The sequence below is a fragment of the Pseudoalteromonas sp. NBT06-2 genome (genome assembly GCF_002276045.1).
Taxonomy (GTDB): domain Bacteria; phylum Pseudomonadota; class Gammaproteobacteria; order Enterobacterales; family Alteromonadaceae; genus Pseudoalteromonas.
On the sequence record NZ_NQMR01000013.1, the window covers coordinates 74,608 to 96,516 of the forward strand.

Annotated in this window: 14 protein-coding genes; 5 read left to right on the forward strand and 9 right to left on the reverse strand. The window is 34.4% G+C overall.

Features of this window, described 5'->3' with window-relative positions; all coding sequences use genetic code 11:
• Positions 1–4 precede the first annotated feature (4 nt).
• From CJF42_RS04095 to CJF42_RS04110, 4 genes are all read right to left on the reverse strand, one after another.
• On the reverse strand, positions 5–388 hold the full coding sequence (locus CJF42_RS04095) for a BlaI/MecI/CopY family transcriptional regulator (protein ID WP_095365457.1): 384 nt from the start codon (positions 386–388) through the stop codon (positions 5–7).
• Positions 389–532: 144 nt separating this feature from the next.
• A complete protein-coding gene (gene norR / locus CJF42_RS04100) occupies positions 533–2,110 on the reverse strand; it encodes a nitric oxide reductase transcriptional regulator NorR (RefSeq protein WP_095365458.1) in 1,578 nt (525 codons plus the stop codon).
• A 1-nt stretch (position 2,111) separates the two neighbouring features.
• Entirely contained in the window at positions 2,112–5,777 is a 3,666-nt protein-coding gene (gene tamB, locus CJF42_RS04105) for an autotransporter assembly complex protein TamB (RefSeq protein WP_095365459.1), read from the reverse strand.
• Positions 5,774–7,507 carry an autotransporter assembly complex protein TamA gene (locus tag CJF42_RS04110; RefSeq protein ID WP_095365460.1) on the reverse strand — a complete coding sequence of 578 codons (1,734 nt, stop codon included), beginning with the start codon at positions 7,505–7,507 and terminating at the stop codon, positions 5,774–5,776. Before CJF42_RS04110 ends, tamB begins: the two co-directional genes overlap by 4 nt.
• A gap of 188 nt (positions 7,508–7,695) precedes the next feature.
• On the opposite strand from CJF42_RS04110, the gene CJF42_RS04115 reads away from it, so the two are divergent.
• A complete protein-coding gene (locus CJF42_RS04115; protein ID WP_095365461.1) occupies positions 7,696–8,037 on the forward strand; it encodes a ribonuclease E inhibitor RraB in 342 nt (113 codons plus the stop codon).
• Between the two features lie 62 nt (positions 8,038–8,099).
• On the opposite strand, the gene radD is transcribed toward CJF42_RS04115, so the two are convergent.
• Complete coding sequence (gene radD / locus CJF42_RS04120; RefSeq protein WP_095365462.1) at positions 8,100–9,866, reverse strand: DNA repair helicase RadD; 1,767 nt, start codon at positions 9,864–9,866, stop codon at positions 8,100–8,102.
• A 137-nt stretch (positions 9,867–10,003) separates the two neighbouring features.
• Between radD and CJF42_RS04125 the strand changes: the two genes are divergently transcribed.
• From CJF42_RS04125 to CJF42_RS29000, 4 genes are all read left to right on the forward strand, one after another.
• On the forward strand, positions 10,004–10,576 hold the full coding sequence (locus CJF42_RS04125) for a DUF4136 domain-containing protein (protein WP_095365463.1): 573 nt from the start codon (positions 10,004–10,006) through the stop codon (positions 10,574–10,576).
• A gap of 296 nt (positions 10,577–10,872) precedes the next feature.
• Entirely contained in the window at positions 10,873–12,063 is a 1,191-nt protein-coding gene (locus CJF42_RS04130) for an efflux RND transporter periplasmic adaptor subunit (protein ID WP_095365464.1), read from the forward strand.
• 3 nt (positions 12,064–12,066) lie between these two features.
• Positions 12,067–15,222, forward strand: a complete 3,156-nt coding sequence (locus CJF42_RS04135; RefSeq protein WP_095365465.1) for an efflux RND transporter permease subunit — start codon at positions 12,067–12,069, stop codon at positions 15,220–15,222.
• 154 nt (positions 15,223–15,376) lie between these two features.
• A complete protein-coding gene (locus tag CJF42_RS29000; RefSeq protein WP_286203465.1) occupies positions 15,377–15,502 on the forward strand; it encodes a hypothetical protein in 126 nt (41 codons plus the stop codon).
• A 27-nt stretch (positions 15,503–15,529) separates the two neighbouring features.
• Here CJF42_RS29000 and CJF42_RS04140 read toward each other — a convergent pair whose 3' ends face one another.
• The 4 genes from CJF42_RS04140 to carA all read right to left on the reverse strand — a co-directional run bounded on the left by CJF42_RS04140 (position 15,530) and on the right by carA (position 21,851).
• Positions 15,530–16,771, reverse strand: a complete 1,242-nt coding sequence (locus tag CJF42_RS04140; RefSeq protein ID WP_095365466.1) for a tetratricopeptide repeat protein — start codon at positions 16,769–16,771, stop codon at positions 15,530–15,532.
• A 105-nt stretch (positions 16,772–16,876) separates the two neighbouring features.
• On the reverse strand, positions 16,877–17,353 hold the full coding sequence (gene greA, locus CJF42_RS04145; RefSeq protein ID WP_095365467.1) for a transcription elongation factor GreA: 477 nt from the start codon (positions 17,351–17,353) through the stop codon (positions 16,877–16,879).
• A gap of 113 nt (positions 17,354–17,466) precedes the next feature.
• Positions 17,467–20,685, reverse strand: a complete 3,219-nt coding sequence (gene carB / locus CJF42_RS04150; protein WP_095365468.1) for a carbamoyl-phosphate synthase large subunit — start codon at positions 20,683–20,685, stop codon at positions 17,467–17,469.
• A 32-nt stretch (positions 20,686–20,717) separates the two neighbouring features.
• Complete coding sequence (carA, locus tag CJF42_RS04155; RefSeq protein WP_095365469.1) at positions 20,718–21,851, reverse strand: glutamine-hydrolyzing carbamoyl-phosphate synthase small subunit; 1,134 nt, start codon at positions 21,849–21,851, stop codon at positions 20,718–20,720.
• Between the last annotated feature and the right edge of the window lie 58 nt (positions 21,852–21,909).

Sequence of the window (21,909 nt, forward strand, 5' to 3'; positions counted from 1 at the left end):
TCGATTAATGATTTTGCTTTTCTAATGTATTAAGTAACTCTCTGATTTCATTTATCTCATCTGAGCTTGCACGTTCACCTAAAGCACTTACAACTAGATCATATTTAGAACCACTAAATATCTTAGAAATGAGATCTTTAACAACAGATTTTTGTGTATTACCGGCTGACTCTTTTGCTTTATATAAATGCGCTCGTGAGGATTCATCTCTTTCAACTAAACCTTTTTCATGCATCAGCTGAAGTGTCTTTAAAGTTGTGGTATAACCCGTTGATTGTTGTTCAGCTAGAACCTCATGAACTTGACGTACTGTAGCTGGCTGAGTTTTCCATAAGATATTTAGAATATTAAGTTCAGATTTAGTTGGCACTATTTTTTTACAAGTCATTATACACCCGAGTTAAAATTAGACACTAGCAACATTAATATACGAAAACACTCGTAAATTGCAACAATTTTATAACTTTTAACACCAAAAATTTTAAAATATAATTATTTAAAAAAATAAATAATATTGTAAACAACTTGATTTTTAAGTGATTGATTTCAAAATATTAATATTTAATCGTTTAGAAAGTCGGTTTAGGTTAGCTCGATCTGTTTCTAACCTTCTCGCAGTTGCAGCCCAATTACCACTTTCTTCGATCAAAATACGTTTTATTAAATCTCTCTGAAAATCATCGGTAACATTACGTAAATTCAATTGTGTGCTATTTTTTGTGTCAGGCTCAGGTATTACTGTTTGTTTAGTTTCACTGTTTAATGATGTAGGAGATAATTGGCCACAATCAGTAACTTCTATTTTAATAATCTCTTTGTTTTTTTGCCGAGAACAAGCCTTTAATGCAGCCCGACTGATTACATGTTCAAGCTCCCTTACATTACCAGGCCAATTATATTGATTTAGATATACCAAAGCCTGCGCATTGATTTTTAGTTGGGGTGCTCCAAGCTTTCTTCCTACTTGCTCTAAAAAATAACCAGCTAAAAGTTGAATATCACCCGATCTTTCTTTCAAAGACGGTACTCTTACGGGATAAACACTTAGTCTATGATACAGATCAGCTCTAAATTTATTGTTATTAACTTCTTCATGAAGGTTTCTATTTGTTGCTGCAAAAATCCGTACATCCACTTCTTCTACATTATCTTGACCTACAGGCTGAATTTCATTATTTTGTATGGCGCGTAAAATCTTACTTTGTGCCGCTAGTGGCAATTCACCAATTTCATCTAAAAACAAAGTGCCATTATTTGCAATTGAAAACTTTCCAGCTCTATTTTTATCCGCACCTGTAAATGCTCCCTTAACATGACCAAAAAGTTCACTTTCAATTAGGTTTTCAGGGAGTGCAGCACAATTTACGTAAACTAAAGGACCATTAGAACGAAATGACTTTTGATGTAATGTACGCGCGACAAGCTCTTTACCAACACCAGTTTCGCCATAGATTAAAATATTGAAGTCTGAAGCCGCAACAATATCTATTTCTTGCTTCAACTTGTCCATAATTCGGCTTTGACCTATAAGCTCACCGCCATCACGCATTAGTGCTTCTTCAGTGAGTTCAGCAACTACCTTTTGAGAGTGTAACGCCTGAGATTCTAATAAATTGATCATAAAGGCTGTATTTAAAGTTGTAGCTGCAATTGCAGATATGACTTCTAAAGTACGATTGGGTATATCATCAAAAACAAAAGGCGTTAAACTGTCTATGGTTAACAAACCTAAGAGTTTATCATCAAAAAATAATGGTAACCCCATACATGCGTGTACAGGTAAGTCACCCTCTTTATCTATAAGTAAACCATCATAAGGATCCGGTAATTCACTTTCCGCAGAGAACCTAACTGGCACTTTTGATTTACATAATTCATCAAATCTAGGGTGGTCTTTTATTTTAAATCTGCGCCCTAATGTATCTCGACTCAATCCTTGAAGTGCAAGCGGCTTTAATACGTCTTGGTGATATGATAATAACGCAACTGCATCACATTGAATGGTTTTTCTTACAGTGTCTAATAAGCGATCAAATCTATCTTTTGTACTCAAGCATTTTGGTAATTCTAAAGCGAGCTCAATTAATGCTGTGGAAGTTATATTATTCATTTTAATCCCACTTAAATTTATAAAGTATATCTACAGAGTCATTAACACCATTTATAGCTTCTATATATAATTGAGGTAATAATTGATAGCGAATTACAATCTCTGTTAATGCATCAAATACACCTACACTATACTTAACTTGTACGTAAGGTAGTACATAGCCTGATATTTCAACTTTTGTATCATCTCCTGAGACAGTTGAACCTAAAGACATATCTGCGATCCCTAATCGTGAACCTATTTTACTAACAAGCCCTTCCCCTCTGGAAAGCCCTTGCGACAACAATGCCTGTGCAAAAATCGTACTACTAGAGCGACTTTCAGCTTCATCTAAAGATTGTCCACTTAACAAATAAGACAATGCTTCAACCTTATCTTTAATAGGTTCGGAGAAGATGTCTAACTCTGGCTTGTTTACATTACCAGTCAATTTAATACCCGCAATAACATCATCAGCAGTTTTTTCTGGATTTCGAATAGCCTTGATATTTAAATAAGGTTTATCAATTGCACCGCTAAACTCGATTTGTCCGGTTTTTATTTGTAAGTCCTGCCCAAAGGACTGATATACACCATTAGTTAAATATATATCTCCAGTAGTCAATAAAGGACTGTGATATCCTTTATGAAGCGTCAAATCTCCTTCCAACTCTGAGATCAAACCAAAAGAATCAATCTTAACATCATCTTTTATAATTAAAGATAAATCAAGGCCATAAAAAAAACTAGGATCTTTTACTTGCTGCTCATGTTCAAAAATCACTTCATCGTCGCTGACTTTGATAGCACCTTCAGGTAACGAGTCAATGATAATACGACCATACGGAATTTCTACATTTCCGGTAAGATCTAATTCATTATTTTTAACAATTAATTTTAAATTCGGGTTTAATATGATTTTAATACCTTGATCTATTTTTAAATTAAAATTTTGTCCGATTATATCTAATTGCCCTCCAAGGTTTGAACCATGCCAATCTAATTCACCTTTAACTTTTGCATTTCCTTGTTTATCATCAAAAATATCACCGTTAAGTATTAACTTTTGTTCTTTGAAACCGATATTTAAATGGCTCCCTTTAATCGTAACCGGTATATCGTCTCCCGAAACATCAATATTCCTTGCGTTTAATTCACCTGACAAAAATGGTTTTAACAGTGAGCCAGAAATATTAATATCAGCAAATACATCACCAAATAACGTATCTACGTTTTGAATGAAAGGCTTAAATTTATCTAATTTAAAACCATTTAACTTGATAATACCATCCAAGTTTTTTGCATTTTTAATATCAGAAATGCTCAGTTCACTCAATACAGAACCAAATAAATCAGAGTTGAAAAATGCATTAAAATATACTTTATCCGAAGTGGAATTAGCAGTAACTTTTATTTCTTTGATTGGTAATACAAAATGCTTTTCTTCTTGCTGTAAAGTAACTTCAAAGCTCTGAGAACCTAAACTCATTTCAAATTTATTCAACTTTCCTTGTTGCCAATTTAAATTCATACCGCCAGTAAATGTGCCTATTGCTGTTAAATCTGCAGGTAAAAAGTGAGCGATGCTTGCTAAATTAAATTTTTGTAAATCAATATTAATGTCACCTTTTTTTTCACTGGCAGTAAATTTTTCTATACACAAGTTTGATTCATTAGAATACCAACAATGAGCATTTATTTTTATTACTTTTTGATTAATATCGAATTCTAAATCAATTGTGGCTTTAGGTTTTATAACTTGAACAAAATCAGTTATATATAAGTTTGATATCCTAGATTGCCAAATATTTTTATTATTAACGCCGCCAGTAATATTAAAGTCACTTTTTACCCAGTCTGAATCCAGTTTAAAAGCAGCATGATGATTATACTTATCACCTGCTATATTTATATTTAGCGCTTTTAGTTTTTTTCCTTCTAACTCACCATTATGAATGAATAAGTTAACTTGAGTCTTAAAGTTATCGGCAACAGAGACTAACCCTTTGGTTTTAGCTTGTTGAAATTTTATTTCATGATAACTAAAATCATTAAAATCTAACTCCCAGTTTATCTCAGGCTTTGTACGTTTGCCTGAAATGGCTAAATTACCTAGGCCCTTTCCTGATAAGTCATTTAAAAAATCACCAGCTTGGTTGATGTCTAAATTACCTTTTAAATTCCAGTTTTGATCTATCTTTCCTCTTAAATTTAACGTATTAACACCGCTTGTTAAGCTTATATTGTTAACTTCAATATTAAATTTATCATCCAACACAAGCTGGGTATTTAAATTAAATGGTATTTCATTATCTGCGGATAATATGAAAACCCCTCCTAAATCAAAATTATTAACTGATAAAAGCCATTTTTCACTTAATTGTTTAAAATTCAAGTCAAAAGAGCCATTGAGCTCACTACCTATATTTACAGCAAAATCGTGCAAATTTAATTTAGTAAGCTCTCCAGTTAAATTTGCATTTAATTCATTTTTAAATAGCACATCACCTTTGAGTACTACTGAACTTTTTGGCGTGTTTAATAATAATTTATCTAATGTAAATTGGTTTAAGTCACCATTGCCTAATAAATTTAAATCTATTAAAGGATAGGCATTTACTCCTTGCTGGCTTGAAACCTTTATTTCATATGCTTTTAATGAACCACGGGCAACAAGATCAAAGCGATTTAATTTATAGGTTTGATCATATTGTAAATGTTGCCAGTTTTGTATATCCGTTGTTAAATTAAACGGATAGTTTTGTTCTTTAAGATTAAATTTCGCTGTTGAATTTGAAGGAAATTCGCCTATCGTTTTTAAAACGACATTTAATTGTGCTAAATTTCCTGTCGCCTTTAAAGCTAAGCCATGTATAACATGCTGATTTTTAATTTGATTGATATCTAAGTTTAAATCTATAGGGTTATTAGCAACAAGCGCTACTACCCCCTTGGCAGTCAGATGAATATCTTGATACGTTAAAGCAAGGTTTTGTAAGTTTAACTGACTTTCAAAAAAATCAGCTTTTAAATTAATGTTATTAATAACTTGAGACGAATTCGCTTGATTAAATTCAAACTGTTTTAATTTCACTTCAGTTAAAATAAAATCTAAAGGTGTTTTAAATAACACATCATTAATTGGATTAAAAACAAGCTCTTGTTTAGGTTTTACTTCTTTTTCTATTTTATTTTTAATTAGCCTAACCTTATTTATCAATAACTTATGAATATTAAGTACTGGCTGTTTTTGACCTTTTTCTAATGCTACAACTAAAGACAGTTTTTCGAAGTTTAACTCTGTATTAAGAAATTTAACTTTAGCACTTTCTAACGATAAAACATCTAAACAAACCGCATTTTCATTTTTAATATAACCATATACACATTGCCATATGTTTAAAGCAATTGTGATACTTTCAACATTAATATTAATCGATTTATTCTTGTATATAATGGAAAAAGGGTCTTGATATAAAAAACGTCCATCTTCTAATTTTATTGATAAACCGGACACTAAGTTATTGGCGCTAAAGGCTATGAATTTATTTCCAAGGCTGGTAAAAAGTATGCAAAATACAAATATTGATAAAAACAGTAAAGTATAAGCTACATAATGCTTAATTTTTTTAACAAAAATATTTTTAACTTTTTTATTTTTAATGTTTTTTGTCAGTTTACTGCTCATAACTCAGGACCTATCATAATGCTCAAACGAGCATTATTGTCATCTGTTAAAGCCCAAGCATAGTCAATTCTTATAGGACCGACCGGTGTTAACCATCGAATACCGATACCTGCACCTACTTGTATGTCTTCTGAAAAATCATTTGTAGCAATACCGCCATCAACAAATAAAGCAGCTCGCCATGAAGGTGCAAATTGGTAGTTATACTCTACTGTACCCGTAGCTAAATATTTACCGCCTACTACTTTGCCATCTTCTTTTGGAGAGATGGATTCATATTTATATCCTCGAATACTTTGATCACCGCCAGCAAAAAATCGCATTGAAGCAGGAACTATATTGATATTTTCAACTAAAATTGCGCCTAAGTTCGCTTTGGTATAAAACAAATGGTTATTTTGATATGTTCTCAATAAGGCTGTCTGAAATTGAAATTTTAATAAATCAGTTTTTGAGAATGCATCATCTAAACCTACTTCTGCCGAAAACAGCCATTGATTACCCCAAAATGGCGTTGTACCGCCTTTACTTTTCTTTTTGGCAAAACTGATACCAGGTAACAGCATTTCAGTATTTTCATTTTCACTGGCAATTTCATAATCCTCCCTTACATATTTAATAAAAGCTGTTCTTATCCAGTTAGACTCTGTTACCCACTGTCTTTGTAACTGGGTAGTTAATGTTTTAATGTATTTTCCCGTATCAGAATTATTTTCACTTTTATAACCAAAAGCATAGCGCCATACATCGTCGACAGGATCATTTACAGGCACCGTATAAGCAAATTCAAATTCTTTTTCTAACTCAGTAAGAACCGCATCGGTATCAAAGTAGTGACCGTCAGTGCCAACCCAGGGTTTACTCCATTTAATTCTTGCTTTAGCCCCTAAGTCCGTAGACAAACCACCACCAACTTCATAACTATTTTCAGGCTTATGCAATACATCAACCCTGATAGGTATTTGTTTATTTTCTCTATGCTCAATATCGGCATATACACGAACACTTTTAAAATAGGGTTTGCTGGCAATATCTAAATTATATCGTGAAATGATCTTAGCTTGATAAACCTCTCCTGCTTTAAAAGTAGCTAAGGAACGAATATATTTTACCGCTGGCGTATCCGATGAAATCACAATAGGTCCATAGGTATATCGTGCACCTGTATTAATATCAAATGTTACTGTCGCGCTGTGTTCTTTTAAAGATATACCTAATTCATTTACTTGCCATTGTGCATCAAAATAGCCCAGTTCAAGTAATTGACTTTCAATGATAGATTTAGATTTTTCATAGTGTGCATGATTTATTATATTACCTTGAACTAAAGGCAATTTTTTTAGAGTTTGTGTTAAGGCATTGTCGTTCTTCCCCTCGCCCTGAAAGTGGTAATTTAACTGCGCTATCCTAATTTCAGTGCCTTGATCAATCTCAACTTTCATAATGACCAGTTTATCTTGTACATCACCATATTGTTCAAAAAATAGTTTTATTTTCGGTTCATAATAACCAAGTGCTTTTAAACCTGCTTTAATTTTATCTAGGCTGTGACGCTTTAATTGTTTAGTTGCTGATTCATTTTTTACTTTTTCTAAATAAAAACTTACATTTTCAAGTAACTGACCTTTAATGCCAGAGACTTCAAATTCAGAAATTATATTTTGTTTAGCCTGTAAAAAAGAGCTAAATAAAAATAAACAAAGATATGATAATGAACGCAACAATTTCATTCCTTTAAAAACTAATTAAATTAACAACCTGAAGTGACTGTACCGACTTAAGAAGGAGTTTTATTTACATTATTGGAATTGTAAAAAGAATAATTTAAAGGCTAATATAACATAATTAAATCTGCTACTTTCTATTTTTATCATTTTCTAAGACAATATACGTAATTGAAGCAAAGAGCAGTTAAAAAATGAGCGAACAAGCACAATTTCCAAACGATGATAACGGTGAATTACTCGCTAACATGGCAAAAGCGGGCATCGATCTTAGCCAGCTTCACGTTGTCGATTTTTTTATTTTGTTTGAACAAAAACAAGAAGCTGAAAAGTTTGAGATTGAAATTGTAAAAGATGATTTAACACCAAAAACACAATTACAAAAGTGTCCTGACACAAGTGTTTGGGAAGTTATCATTTCTATTAAAATGGTTCCTGACCATACTTTATTAGGCCAAATGGAACAATACTTTGAAAGTTTTGCTAACCCATTAAACGGCTACGGTGATGGCTGGGGGATCATGGCAGAAGAATAAATTTAGCACACACAGTTTTGCGCCAATAAATCTCTGCCAACTTTATTAGGGTAGGCGGAGATTTATTGCTGATTCGCCTTTCTATAATGACCTTCATAATCAAAAATCTTTTCCACAACTCTCCAAGCCCCACGATTTTTTTTATTCATCTTTCTAGCAATTACAAAATCGGGTGAAGTAAAATAAGCTTGTTGCTCCATTACCTGTGACAGAGATTTAAAGTAGGTAGGCTGCTGCCCTGCAGCTAATCGTTTACCATAAGATTGATTAAAATAAAAAGTTGAGCCTGAATTCTCAAAATTATAAACCTCGGCACAACTAGCACCATCTTCATCGAAATAGGTTATTTTTATTTTAAACTCACTGATAGCATCAAACTGCATGCCAGAACACCTCAATACGAGCGCGTCCTTTAAATTAAGTGCCGCTTTAAGTTTATCGTCTGGATCTACAATTGCACAATCACATTCATGGCATTTTCTTGCTGCAATATCATTTTCAGCACCACAACTATCACATTGCTTAAATCTAAACCTAAAGTCACATTGTTGGCTCACCTCATCATTGTCTAACATGCCATGACAGCGACGACCAAAATGTTCAATTACTTTGCCATCGTTATCTGTTTTACCCCAAAACATATTTTCAAAACCACACCCTGGACATAATACTTGGACTGGCTCGCTTTCACTGTCAGGCTTTTTAGAGCCTACTTCAGGATAAAAAATATCATAACCATTACCTGCATAATCGATAACCAAACAATCTTTTTTATTGTCATACAAACGTAAACCTCTACCCACTATTTGCTGATACAAACTAACCGATTCAGTGGGCCGTAATATTGCAATAAAATCTACATGAGGTGCATCAAACCCAGTTGTTAATACAGATACATTCACTAAGTATTTTATTTTTTGTTTTTTAAAATCAGTAATAATACGATCTCTTTGCGATAAATCTGTATCACCGATCACTAAAGCAGATCTATTTTTTGGGCTTTCATCACGTGGTAAATAAGTCAAAATCTCTTTTGCATGTTCTATGGTAGATGCAAAAATCATTACACCTAATCGAGTTTGCGAAAATTCTATTATTTGCTCAACAATCGCTTTGGTTACTCTTTGTGAGCCTTTGAGTAATGTACTCATTTCTTGATTATCAAAACGGCCAAAACTATTTGTGGCAATTGATGAAAAATCATAATGATTAATTGCAGCATCAATCATATTAGGACGTGTTAAGAACCCATGTTTAATCATGTACCTCAATGGTAATTCATAGATACATTTTTTGAATGGCGCATCTTCACAACCTCTTACAAACCCATGATAATGAACATGATAAATCCAGCCTACACCCATTCTATAAGGTGTTGCTGTAAGACCTAATACCTTTAATGATTTATTGTAAGTTTTTAGCTGATTTATAACCTGTGCATATTGTGATGTTGTTTCTAAATTAACACGATGGCACTCATCTATAATCACTAAAGAATAGGATTCATCGAGTTTATTTAAATTTTTTGAGATTGATTGGATACTTGCAAAAGTAACTTGATGAACTAAGGATTTTTGTTTTAAGCCTGCTGAAAATATACTGGCTTCTAATCCATAACTTTTATATTTTTCACTATTTTGCTCTACCAGCTCTTTAACATGAGCCAAAACGATGATTTTACGTTTTGCAATTCGTGCTAATTCAGCAATAACCAAACTTTTTCCAGCCCCTGTAGGTAATACAATGACAGCAGCATCATCTGATTTTTTAAAATGTGAGACTGTATTTTGAACTGCTTCGCTTTGATAAGGTCTTAACTGGTAAATAATGCTTTCCTGACAATCATAACTGGTTAAAGTTAATTATAGTTCACCCTAGGTTCAGTTTAAATACATACACTTATTTTAAAACACATTTTTCAATTTTTATGATATGTTCTTGGCATATTAGATTTTAGGAGTAAAAAATGAGAAACCTATTTATTGCTACCACAGTTTTATTTTTAGCTGCATGCTCTCAAACCCCTGACTGGGATTATGATCAATCGGCTAACTTTAGTAATTTTAAAACATTTGCTTGGGTTAAAGATGCTAGCCTGACTAAAGATGTGGAAAATTATCAAATTAACCCTATTATGGAAAAGCGTGTTAGAGAAGCAGTTAATCGTGATTTAACTCAAAAAGGCTTATCTATGGTTTCTATTGATAAAGCGGATGTTTTAATCAATTACCATGCTTCAGTTAATAAAAAAATTGATATCGATACATTTTCAACCCATTACAGCTACAGCGTAAATTGGAATTACTGGCGTAATCTATGGGGCACGAGTATTCATACAGATAATAAAGTTAGAGAATATCAAGTAGGTACATTAATCATAGATATAGTCGATCAAAATTCAAATCAACTTATATGGCGTGGTGCTAAAGAAGGTCGATTAAAGAAAAATCAAAAACCTGAGAAAAGAACACAAGTAATTAATGAAACTGTGATAAATATTTTAAGTAATTTCCCACCACAGACTTCAGAAGTACTTTAAGCTATTAAAATTAAAGATAAAGTCACATATGTGGCTTTATCAATCAAACCTAAATGTTAATTCACTTTACTTTTTATAAAATAATTTCAAATCAATTGTAAAATAAAATTTCTCCATTATATAGATTTATAAATTATATAAAGCCTTATAAGTCAATTGGGTACATATTAGTTCCCTTGGTATATCATTTTTAAAGTTATCATTATGACATACCGTGTTACATCTGCACGTACTATGTAAATATTATATTGATTATCCTATAACTGTCATCAATATAAGTTACTAAGGAATGCACTGTGGCTACTAAAAAACAAATATTATTCCCAGTTGGAATATTAGTGCTTGGAGTTGGAATTGCGGCCAGCTTCTCAGCTATGAAAAAACCACCAGAAAAAAAAGAAGAAAAAGAAATTCTTCCTCTGGTTCAAGTTCTACCAGCAAATATTGAATCAATCACTTTAGATATCAGTTCGTATGGTCTTATTACACCAAAAAACCAAACCAAGCTTGAGGCACAATTAAGTGGCCAGCTAGTGAAGGTCTCTGATGTATTTGTAAAAGGTGGGTTTGTTAAAAAAGGTGAGATATTGGCTCGAATTGACCCAAATGATTATGAAGCAGATCTTATAGATGCTCAAGCAACATTAGCACAGGCCCTTTCATCACTTGAAGTAGAGCGCGCTCAAGGTCATGTTGCTAAATCTGAATGGGACCGAATTCGTAAAAATAGCACTGAATTTATTCCGTCTGAACTGTATTTAAGAAAACCTCAATTAGCTGAAAAGCTAGCGCGTTTTAAAGCATCTGAAGCATCTTTAAAACGTGCAAAACGTAATTTAGAACGTACTTATATAAGAGCGCCTTATGATGCAATCATAGAACAACGCGCTATAAGTCTAGGCAGTGTTGTTAGTCCTGGTAGTAATATTGGTGAACTAAACTCTATAAGCCTTGCCGAAGTAAGGCTTCCTGTTGCAGATAAAGATATGCAATACCTTATTAATGGTGGTATTGATGCTAATGTTGTATTAACGACCCAATTTGCAGGTAAACAATTCGATTGGCAAGCAAAAATTGTTCGCAACGAAGGAATTATCAATCAAAAAAGTCGTATGAATTATCTGGTTGCGCAAGTACAGGACCCATATGCGCAAAACTCTGATTTTCCACCGCTAAGGTTTGGGGCATATGTCAATGCAAAAATTCAAGGTTTAGAGATCAATAATACAGCGACAGTTGCACGTCACTTAGTTAAAAATAATAAAATCGCAGTTTTAAGTTTAGATAATACTTTGACGTATCAAACTGTTGATGTTTTACGCGAATATGATGATCTAATTATATTAAGCAATGGATTAAAGAATGGCGATAAGGTTATAACTACGGCCCTTGATTATCCAAGTGAAGGCATGAAGCTTGCCACTGAGCATACGCTACCTTATTCTAATAAAAAAAATGAAACACAAATAGCAATGAAAAAGGACTAAGCCATGATTGATACAAATAAAGGTATCATTGCTTGGTTTGCTCGTAATTCAGTTGCAGCAAATTTACTCATGATATTTATCCTAGTGGGTGGTCTTTTAACTGCCACCACTATACGCAAACAAATGTTTCCTGATTTTGAAAGTAACTGGCTTCAAGTGCAAGTTGCCTACCCAGGCGCAGCACCGCAAGAAGTTGAAGAAGGGATCACGGTTAAAATTGAAGAGTCTCTTGAAGGGTTACAAGGCCTTAAACGCGTCATTACCTATTCACGTCGCAGTTTTTCACAAGCTTGGATAGAAGTTGATGAAGGTTATGATGCAAAAGAAGTACTAGATGAAGTCAAACTTCAAGTAGATACTATTTCTAGTTTCCCTGATGGTATGGAACGACCGATTGTAAGCCAAGAGAAATTCACGCAAGAAGTGATGTTTTTAAGCTTGCATGGTGATTTAACTAATCATGAACTAAAAGACTTAGGCAATAAAATTCATGATGAAATTTTAGCTTTACCTGGTATTAACGTTGCCGAATTCTACAGTGGTTTAGCTTTTGAAATTGGCATTGAAATCAGCCCTGATAAATTAAGGGAATATGGTTTAAGCTTTAGAGATATCGCAACAAAAGTACGTGGCTTTTCTGCAAATATGTCTGCAGGTCAAATAAAAGCGAAAAATGGCTATATTTCTCTACGTGTTGAAAATCAAGCCTATAAAGGCCATGAATTTGAACAATTGCCCCTTATCACTTTAGAAGATGGTACTTTAATTCGCCTCGGTGATATAGCAACTATCAATGATGGTTTTCAAGAAGGTATTCAATATTCTAAATTTAATGGTGAAAACTCTTTAACTTACTCTATCGGCGCTTCGAAAGATCAAGATATTACTAAAGTTGCTAAGGTAATGTATTCATATTTAGAAACGAAAGGAAAAGAGTTACCACAAAATATTACTTTAGAATCCTTTGTTGATATGACTTATTACCTAAACGGTCGTTTAGATATGATGATCAGTAATATGGTTTGGGGTGGTCTATTAGTATTCTTGATGTTGGCGTTATTTTTACGTATTCGCTTAGCATTTTGGGTCATGATGGGACTTCCTGTGTCATTTTTAGGCGCTTTTTTATTAATGCCAACAGCCGGACTTGATATCACAATTAATATCGCATCATTATTTGCCTTTATTTTAGTGCTCGGCATTGTCGTCGATGATGCCATAGTGATAGGTGAATCGGCCCATGCCGAAATCGAACAATATGGTCATAGCATGGAAAGTGTTGTCAGAGGTGTCAAACGCGTTGCTATGCCTGCAACATTTGGTGTTTTAACAACTATTGCAGCATTTTTACCTATGATGCTAGATGATGGGCCAGGCCGTGCATTTTCAATGGCAATTGGTGGCGTCATTATTTTATGTTTAATATTTTCTTTAGTTGAATCTAAGCTTATATTACCAGCGCATTTAGCTCGAATGACACCTAGACCTCATAATCCTAAAAATCCATTGCACTATGTTCGTAAATTAATTGATACAAATTTAAAGCAATTTGTTGAAAATATTTACCGCCCTACTATCAAAAAAGCAATTCATTACAGATATACCGTGATTATGGGTTTTGTAAGCATACTCATTATTAGTGGTGGTTTATTTGCAGGTGGGTTAGTGAAGTTTGTTGCCACGCCTAAAATCCCTCATGATTTTGCAAATGTTGATATAGATATGACATTGTCTTCATCTGAAGCTGCAACTTTAAAAGCTGCGTTGCAGTTTGAACAGCTAATTGTTGATGTTGATAATCAAATTGAAAAAAAACATGGTTCAAAAATGGTTGAAGCGTTAACAGTTCGACTAGAAGGTAGAACTCGTGCTCGTATTATGGCAAAACTTGTTTCACCTGAGTTGAGAGTTATGGATACATTTGCCTTAGCCGATATGTGGCGTGAACAAATGCCGCAAATTGCAGGCCTTAAAACGCTAAATATCCGAGATAGTATCGGTGGTAATGGCCGTGATGATGGTGATATTAGTTTCCGTCTTGAAGGCAAAGATATTGAAACACTTCGTTTAGCGACGAATAAATTAAAGCAAAAACTTAATACCATAAAAGGAATTGGTGATGTAAATGATTCAATGCAAACTGCAACTGATGAAGTCAGGTTGAATTTAAAGCCTGTTGCCCACAGTTTAGGTTTAACATTAGCAGATATTGCATCTCAGGTTAATTTTAGTTTTTATGGTCTAGAAGCACAGCGTATTCTACGTAATGGTGAAGAGCTAAAAGTCATGATCCGTTACCCGATTGAAGAACGTAACTCAATTGGTCAAATCCAAGATGTACGCATCAGCACACCTGCTGGTGGTGAAGTTTTATTATCTGAAGTAGCTAAAATTGATCTTGTTCAAGGCGTTAATAGCATACGTCGAGAGAATGCGATGCGAACTATTAATGTTTGGGCATCCGTAGATACTGAACAAGCTGAACCGTTCAAAATAGCGAATGACATCAGAGATAACTATTTACCACAACTTTTAAAAGCGCATGCTGGTATTCGCACTGAAGTAGCTGGTAAAATTCAAGAAGAAATGAATAGTATGAATGAGCAAATCCGAAACTTTGCATTATCTATGATGCTTATTTTTGCATTATTAGCCATTCCATTACGTTCATATTCTCAACCATTTTTAATTATGTCTGTGATCCCATTTGGTGTCATTGGAGCTATGTTTGGTCATATTATTTTAGGTATGACCATGAGTAGTTTATCTTTATTTGGCATCATTGCTGCCGCAGGTGTAGTAATCAATGATTCTTTAGTAATGGTGGACTTTGTTAATAAAGCACGCGCTGCTGGAATACCAATTAAACTTGCTGTGGTAGAAGCCGGTTGTAAACGCTTTAGAGCTATATTCTTAACGTCAATTACTACTTTTATAGGTTTAATACCCATTATCACTGAAACAAGCTTACAAGCTAAAATAGTAATACCTATGGCTGTTTCACTTGCGTTTGGTGTATTGTTTGCTACGGTTATCACTTTGGTACTGATACCTTGTCAATATGTCGCACTTGAAGACTTGAAACGTCTGATCAGACGCAAAAACAATGTAAAACCTGAAGCTGATAATACTGAAAACTTAGAAAGTATCATTCAATAAACTTCATTAATAAAAAGGCGCTTGATCAAGCGCCGTTTTTATTTCATAAAAACTAAGCTAAGTTTTATTCATGACCTACCTATTGATACAATAATATCACATTAACTAAAAATAAAATAAATAATACCTAAACATAATATAAATGAGCTTCATTGTGTTAATAAAACTCAAAGCATCTAATATCAACTCAAGTCGTGAATTAACATCATCTATCTTTGTGACTAATTTAGCATTAAAACTTATTTTAGGTGTTTCAAATACGATTAATTCTGAATCTTGAGATAGCTGGGTATATAGCTCAAGGTAATTACCTCACAAGCGCAAGAATTGCAGACGTTTTTCTCAACCAAGAACGGCTCTGTATCAGATCGCTATAATATTGCTGTAATTCTCTTGCTTGTGTTAAATACGCTTGAGGTTCAGATAAAACCAAATAACGTTTTGTATTGGGTATGTATAAAATATGCGCTTTATTTTTTAAATTATATTTTATAAAAAAATTGTGAGCACTTGTTTGCTTTTTCATACTGGCTAGCTGAATAATATAATGCGTATTTTTCAATAATTGGATAAATTTCTTTTCAAAGCCAATTTGAGAATTCGTTTCTAGATCACTTTCAGTACGATTTGTTTCCTCTGCATCTAATATAAGGCTATCGTTGGACATGCCGAAATTAGTTTTATCTTGCATAACAACGCGTTTTGATAAGTTAAGATTTTCTATTTTTTCAATGTATTCCAAAATATTTTGACTAGATTTTTGCCCTGCACTGACAGCCATTTGTGCATAATATTTACTTTGTTTTAAGTCTTTGTGTACAATATCACCTTTTAAATATATAGATGCCAAATTATGCATAGAAAACTTATTGCCATTTTTCGCTGCTTTTTTATAAAAGCTAATGCCTTCATCAGGTTGCTCATCAACAATTAAACTTGCTAATGCAAATTGTGCTTCAGAATTATCTTGTTTTGCAGATTCTCGTATCCAATACAGGCCTTTTTCAATATTTTTAGACACAATTTTTCCTGGTAAAGTGATGCCTTGCAACAAAATTGCACCTAACTCTAATTGACTATCACTATCACCTTGTTTAGCTGCTTTTTGATACCAAATATAAGCTTTTTCAGGATCAGGTTGAACTCCTTGGCCATTTTCGTACATCATGGCGACTTTACGTTGTGCTTTTAACCAGCCTTTATTTGCAGCTCTTAAATGCCATTCATACGCTGCTGTAATATTTTTATCAACTCCTTTTCCTAGCTCAAATGCCATCGCTAAATTGAACATTGCCTCGCTATGTTCCCCCTGAGCAGCCTGACTCAGATAATTAATCGCTTTATTTAAATCTCTATTAACCCCTAGACCTTTAGCATAGATTTTTGCCATATAAAATTGCGCCTGGGATGATGATTCACTTTCATCTTCACATAAAGCAAATGCTTCTATATAATTTTTATCAAGAAATTCACTCTGACAATCGGCTTTTACTTGCTTTGCATTTACAAGAAAAAAAATGAATAAAGAATAAAGAATAAATTTAATCAAATCAAAATCCCTTATAAACACTTAATATCATGTAATAAAAAAGCTCGGAAAACCGAGCTTATTTTCTTATTGATTTAGGCTAACAATTATATACGTCTTAATCAATTATTTATATTTCACATCTATGATTTCAAAGCCAACATTACCTTTAGGCGTTGCAATAATTACTTCATCATCAACTTTTTTACCGATTAGACCACGTGCAATCGGTGAATTAACAGAAATTAAGTTATTTTTAATATCAGCTTCATCATCACCAACAACTTTATAAGTGACTTCATCATCAGTTTCAATATTTACAATTGTCACTGTAGTACCGAAAATTACTTTGCCCGTATTTGGCATTTTAGTGACATCAATTACTTGAACATTTGATAACTTAGCTTCAATTTCTTGAATACGGCCTTCACAAAAACCTTGTTCTTCACGTGCTGCATGATATTCAGCATTTTCTTTTAAATCACCGTGTTCACGTGCTAAAGCGATATCAGCAACTATTCTTGGGCGTTTTACAGTTTTAAGTTCAACTAGCTCTTCACGTAAAAGTAATTCGCCTTGAACTGTCATTGGTATTTTTTGCATAAACTTGTCCATTATTTATAACAAAAAACCTGAAATTCAACTTTCAGGTTATTTGAATTATGCTCATACAATAAAAAGTATAAGCATATTTTATTTTACTCTACTCTAGGAGCTTATTTTATTCTTTTGTGCAGTTCTTGTACCGAAGTAACAACAGATCTATCATCTGCAGCATTTGCTCTACAGTTAGCAAAAGCAGCATTAAGTGTCGTAGTATAGTTGGTTTTATGTTGCAATGCACCACGTCGAAGCACTTTTGAATCTTCGATAGCCTGGCGGCCTTCAGTGGTATTTACAATATAGCTATACTCTTCGTTTTTAATGCGGTCAAGAATATGAGGACGACCCTCAAATACTTTGTTCACATGTCGAACTTCGATTCCAGCAGCTTCAATTGCTTTAGCTGTGCCACCTGTCGCATCTAATTCAAAACCTAAGTCTCTCATTATACGTGCAAGTTCTACAATACGTTTTTTATCCGCATTACGCACTGATAATAAAGCACGTCCGCCGCGGGGTAATATGTTGCTTGCGCCTAACTGTGCTTTAGCAAAAGCTTCGGCAAAGTTTTCACCCACCCCCATTACTTCACCCGTTGAACGCATTTCAGGTCCACGGATAGGATCAACACCTAAGAACTTAGCGAAAGGAAGTACCACTTCTTTAACGCTATAATAAGGTGGAATGATTTCACCTGTAATGCCTTGACTCGCTAAGTTTTGACCGGCCATACAACGTGCAGCTACTTTAGCTACAGCCATACCTGTGGCTTTAGATACAAATGGTACAGTACGCGCGGCACGAGGATTAACTTCGATTAAGTACACTTCGCCATCTTTAACAGCAAACTGTGTATTCATTAAACCCACAACACCAAGTTCTAAAGCCATACGTTTAACTTGATCACGCATAACATCTTGTATTTGTGCACTTAATGTATATGCCGGTAATGAACATGCTGAGTCACCTGAGTGAACACCTGCTTGTTCAATATGTTCCATAATACCTGCAATGACAACTTCTTCACCATCACAAATTGCGTCAACATCAATTTCAATGGCATCATCAAGGAAGCGATCAAGTAATACTGGTGCTTCATTTGATGCAGAAACTGCTTCTGTCATATAACGGCGTAAGTCTGCTTCATCATATACGATTTCCATCGCACGTCCACCAAGTACATACGAAGGACGTACTACAAGTGGAAAACCAATCTCAGTTGATTTTGCAATTGCTTCTTCAATTGAAGTTACTGTTGCGTTATCTGGTTGTAATAAATCTAAACGCTCAACCATTTGTTGGAAGCGTTCGCGATCTTCAGCACGGTCAATTGCATCTGGAGAAGTACCAATTATTGGAACACCATTAGCTTCAAGTTCACGTGCTAATTTTAGAGGCGTCTGACCACCGTATTGTACAATAACGCCTTTTGGCTTCTCGATACGAACGATTTCAAGTACATCTTCTAGTGTGATTGGTTCGAAGTATAAACGATCTGAAGTATCATAATCGGTAGAAACCGTTTCAGGGTTACAGTTAACCATAATAGTTTCATAGCCATCTTCACGCATTGCTAATGCAGCATGAACACAACAGTAATCAAATTCGATACCTTGACCGATACGGTTTGGTCCACCGCCAATTACCATGATCTTTTCTTTATCAGAGGGGTTTGCTTCACATTCTTCATCATAAGATGAGTACATGTAAGCCGTATCTGAGCTAAATTCTGCAGCACATGTATCAACACGTTTATATACTGGTGTAATATTTAACTGATGACGTTTTTTACGAATTTCCGTTTCAGATACACCCGCAATTTCAGAAATACGAGAATCAGCAAAACCTTTACGTTTTAACTTACGTAAGAATTCTTTATTTAAGCCAGCCATACCCACTTCAGAAATTTTGGCTTCATCTTTAATGATGTCTTCCATTTGAACTAAATACCAAAGATCGACTTTAGTTAGTTCATAAATTTCTTCAATGCTCATACCTGAACGCATTGCATCAGCGATGTACCAAATACGCTCTGCACCTGGTTCACGTAATTCGTGGATAATTTTAGATTTTGCATTTGAATCATTTAAATCAATGATAGGTGATAAACCATTTACGCCAACCTCAAGACCACGAAGTGCTTTTTGTAGAGATTCTTGGAAGTTACGACCAATGGCCATTACTTCACCAACAGATTTCATTTGCGTTGTTAAACGGTCGTTAGCACCGGCAAATTTTTCAAAGTTAAAACGTGGTAATTTAGTCACAACATAATCGATTGAAGGTTCGAATGATGCAGGTGTTTTGCCACCTGTTATATCATTTTGAAGTTCATCCAATGTGTAACCAATCGCTAATTTAGCAGCAATTTTAGCAATTGGGAAACCAGTCGCTTTTGAGGCTAGAGCTGAAGAACGTGATACACGCGGGTTCATTTCGATGATAACCATACGTCCCGTATTTGGACAAATACCAAACTGTACGTTTGAACCACCTGTTTCAACGCCAATTTCACGTAATACTGCTAAAGAAGCATTACGCATTAATTGATATTCTTTATCAGTCAATGTTTGTGCTGGCGCTACTGTGATTGAATCACCAGTATGAACACCCATAGGATCAAAGTTTTCAATCGCACATACTATAATACAGTTGTCGTTTTTATCACGTACAACTTCCATCTCGTACTCTTTCCAACCAATTAATGATTCATCGATCAATAATTCACTTGTTGGGGATAAATCTAAACCACGAGTACAGATTTCTTCAAACTCTTCCATATTATAAGCAACACCACCACCAGTGCCGCCCATAGTAAAAGAGGGGCGAATAATACAAGGGAAACCAATACGTGTATTGATATCTTTTGCCTCGATCATTGAATGTGCGATTTCAGCAACAGGTGTATCAAGACCAATTGCTTTCATTGCTTTATCGAAACGAGAACGATCTTCGGCTTTATCTATTGCATCAGCAGTCGCGCCAATCATTTCAACATTGTATTTTTCAAGTACGCCATGTTTTTCTAAATCAAGCGCACAATTTAGTGCCGTTTGACCACCCATAGTAGGAAGTACAGCACATGGTTTTTCTTTAGCAATAATTTTTTCAACAACTTCCCAGTGAATTGGCTCGATGTATGTCGCATCTGCCATTTCAGGATCTGTCATAATTGTTGCGGGGTTAGAGTTCACTAAGATAACTCTATAACCTTCTTCTCTTAATGCTTTACATGCTTGTGCGCCAGAGTAATCAAACTCACAAGCTTGACCAATTACAATTGGACCTGCACCTAAGATAAGTATGCTGTTTAAGTCGGAACGTTTTGGCATTATTCTCTATTTCCTAAAGTATCAGTCTTAAATTATTGTTTACGAGTTTGCATTAAGTCGATGAAATGGTTAAATAATGGTGCTGCATCATGCGGACCCGGACTTGCTTCTGGATGTCCTTGGAAGCTAAATGCAGGCTTATCAGTACGATGAATACCTTGCAATGTGCCATCAAATAAAGATTTATGTGTTGCACGCAAGTTTTCAGGAAGATTATCTTCTTCAACTGCAAAACCATGATTTTGTGCTGTGATCATCACTACATTTTTATCTAAATCTTTAACTGGGTGGTTACCACCGTGGTGACCAAATTTCATTTTGCTTGTGCTAGCGCCTGAAGCAAGTGCTAATAACTGATGACCTAGGCAAATACCAAATATTGGAATATCAGTTTCTAAGAAACTTTGGATCGCTTCAATTGCGTACGTACAAGGCTCAGGATCACCTGGCCCATTTGATAAAAAGACACCGTCTGGATTTAAAGCTAATACATCAGCAACTGATGTTTGGGCTGGTACGACAGTTAATTTACAACCACGGTCAACTAACATACGTAAAATATTACGTTTAACACCAAAGTCATAAGCAACTACGTGAAATCTTGTGTTTTCTTCTGTCAGTGCTTTAAAACCACTACCTAATGTCCAGCTTGACTCAGTCCATTGATAATTTTCAGCTGTTGTTACTACTTTTGCTAAATCCATTCCTTTTAAACCAGGGAATGATTTTGCTGCTTCCAATGCTTTCTCTTCATTAATCTCACCGGCGATGATACAGCCATTTTGCGCACCTTTATCACGTAATATACGTGTAAGTTTACGCGTATCAATATCAGCAATACCTAAAACATTGCGTTGTCTTAAATATTCATCTAAAGACTGTTCATTACGAAAATTACTTGCTAATAAAGGTAAATCACGAATAACTAAACCTTTAGCCCAGATGTTATTCGCTTCTTCATCTTCACTATTCGTACCTGTATTACCGATATGCGGGTAAGTTAAAGTAATAATTTGTTCCGCGTATGAAGGATCAGTCAAAATTTCCTGATAGCCCGTCATAGACGTATTAAATACTACTTCTCCAACTGAAATACCTTCAGCACCAATAGCAGTACCACGAAATACTGTACCGTCTTCTAAAACTAACAAAGCGGGTTTAGTCAAGTTAACCTCCTAACAGGAAAATATCTGTTGCAAAAACTGACGATTCACAACAGACACA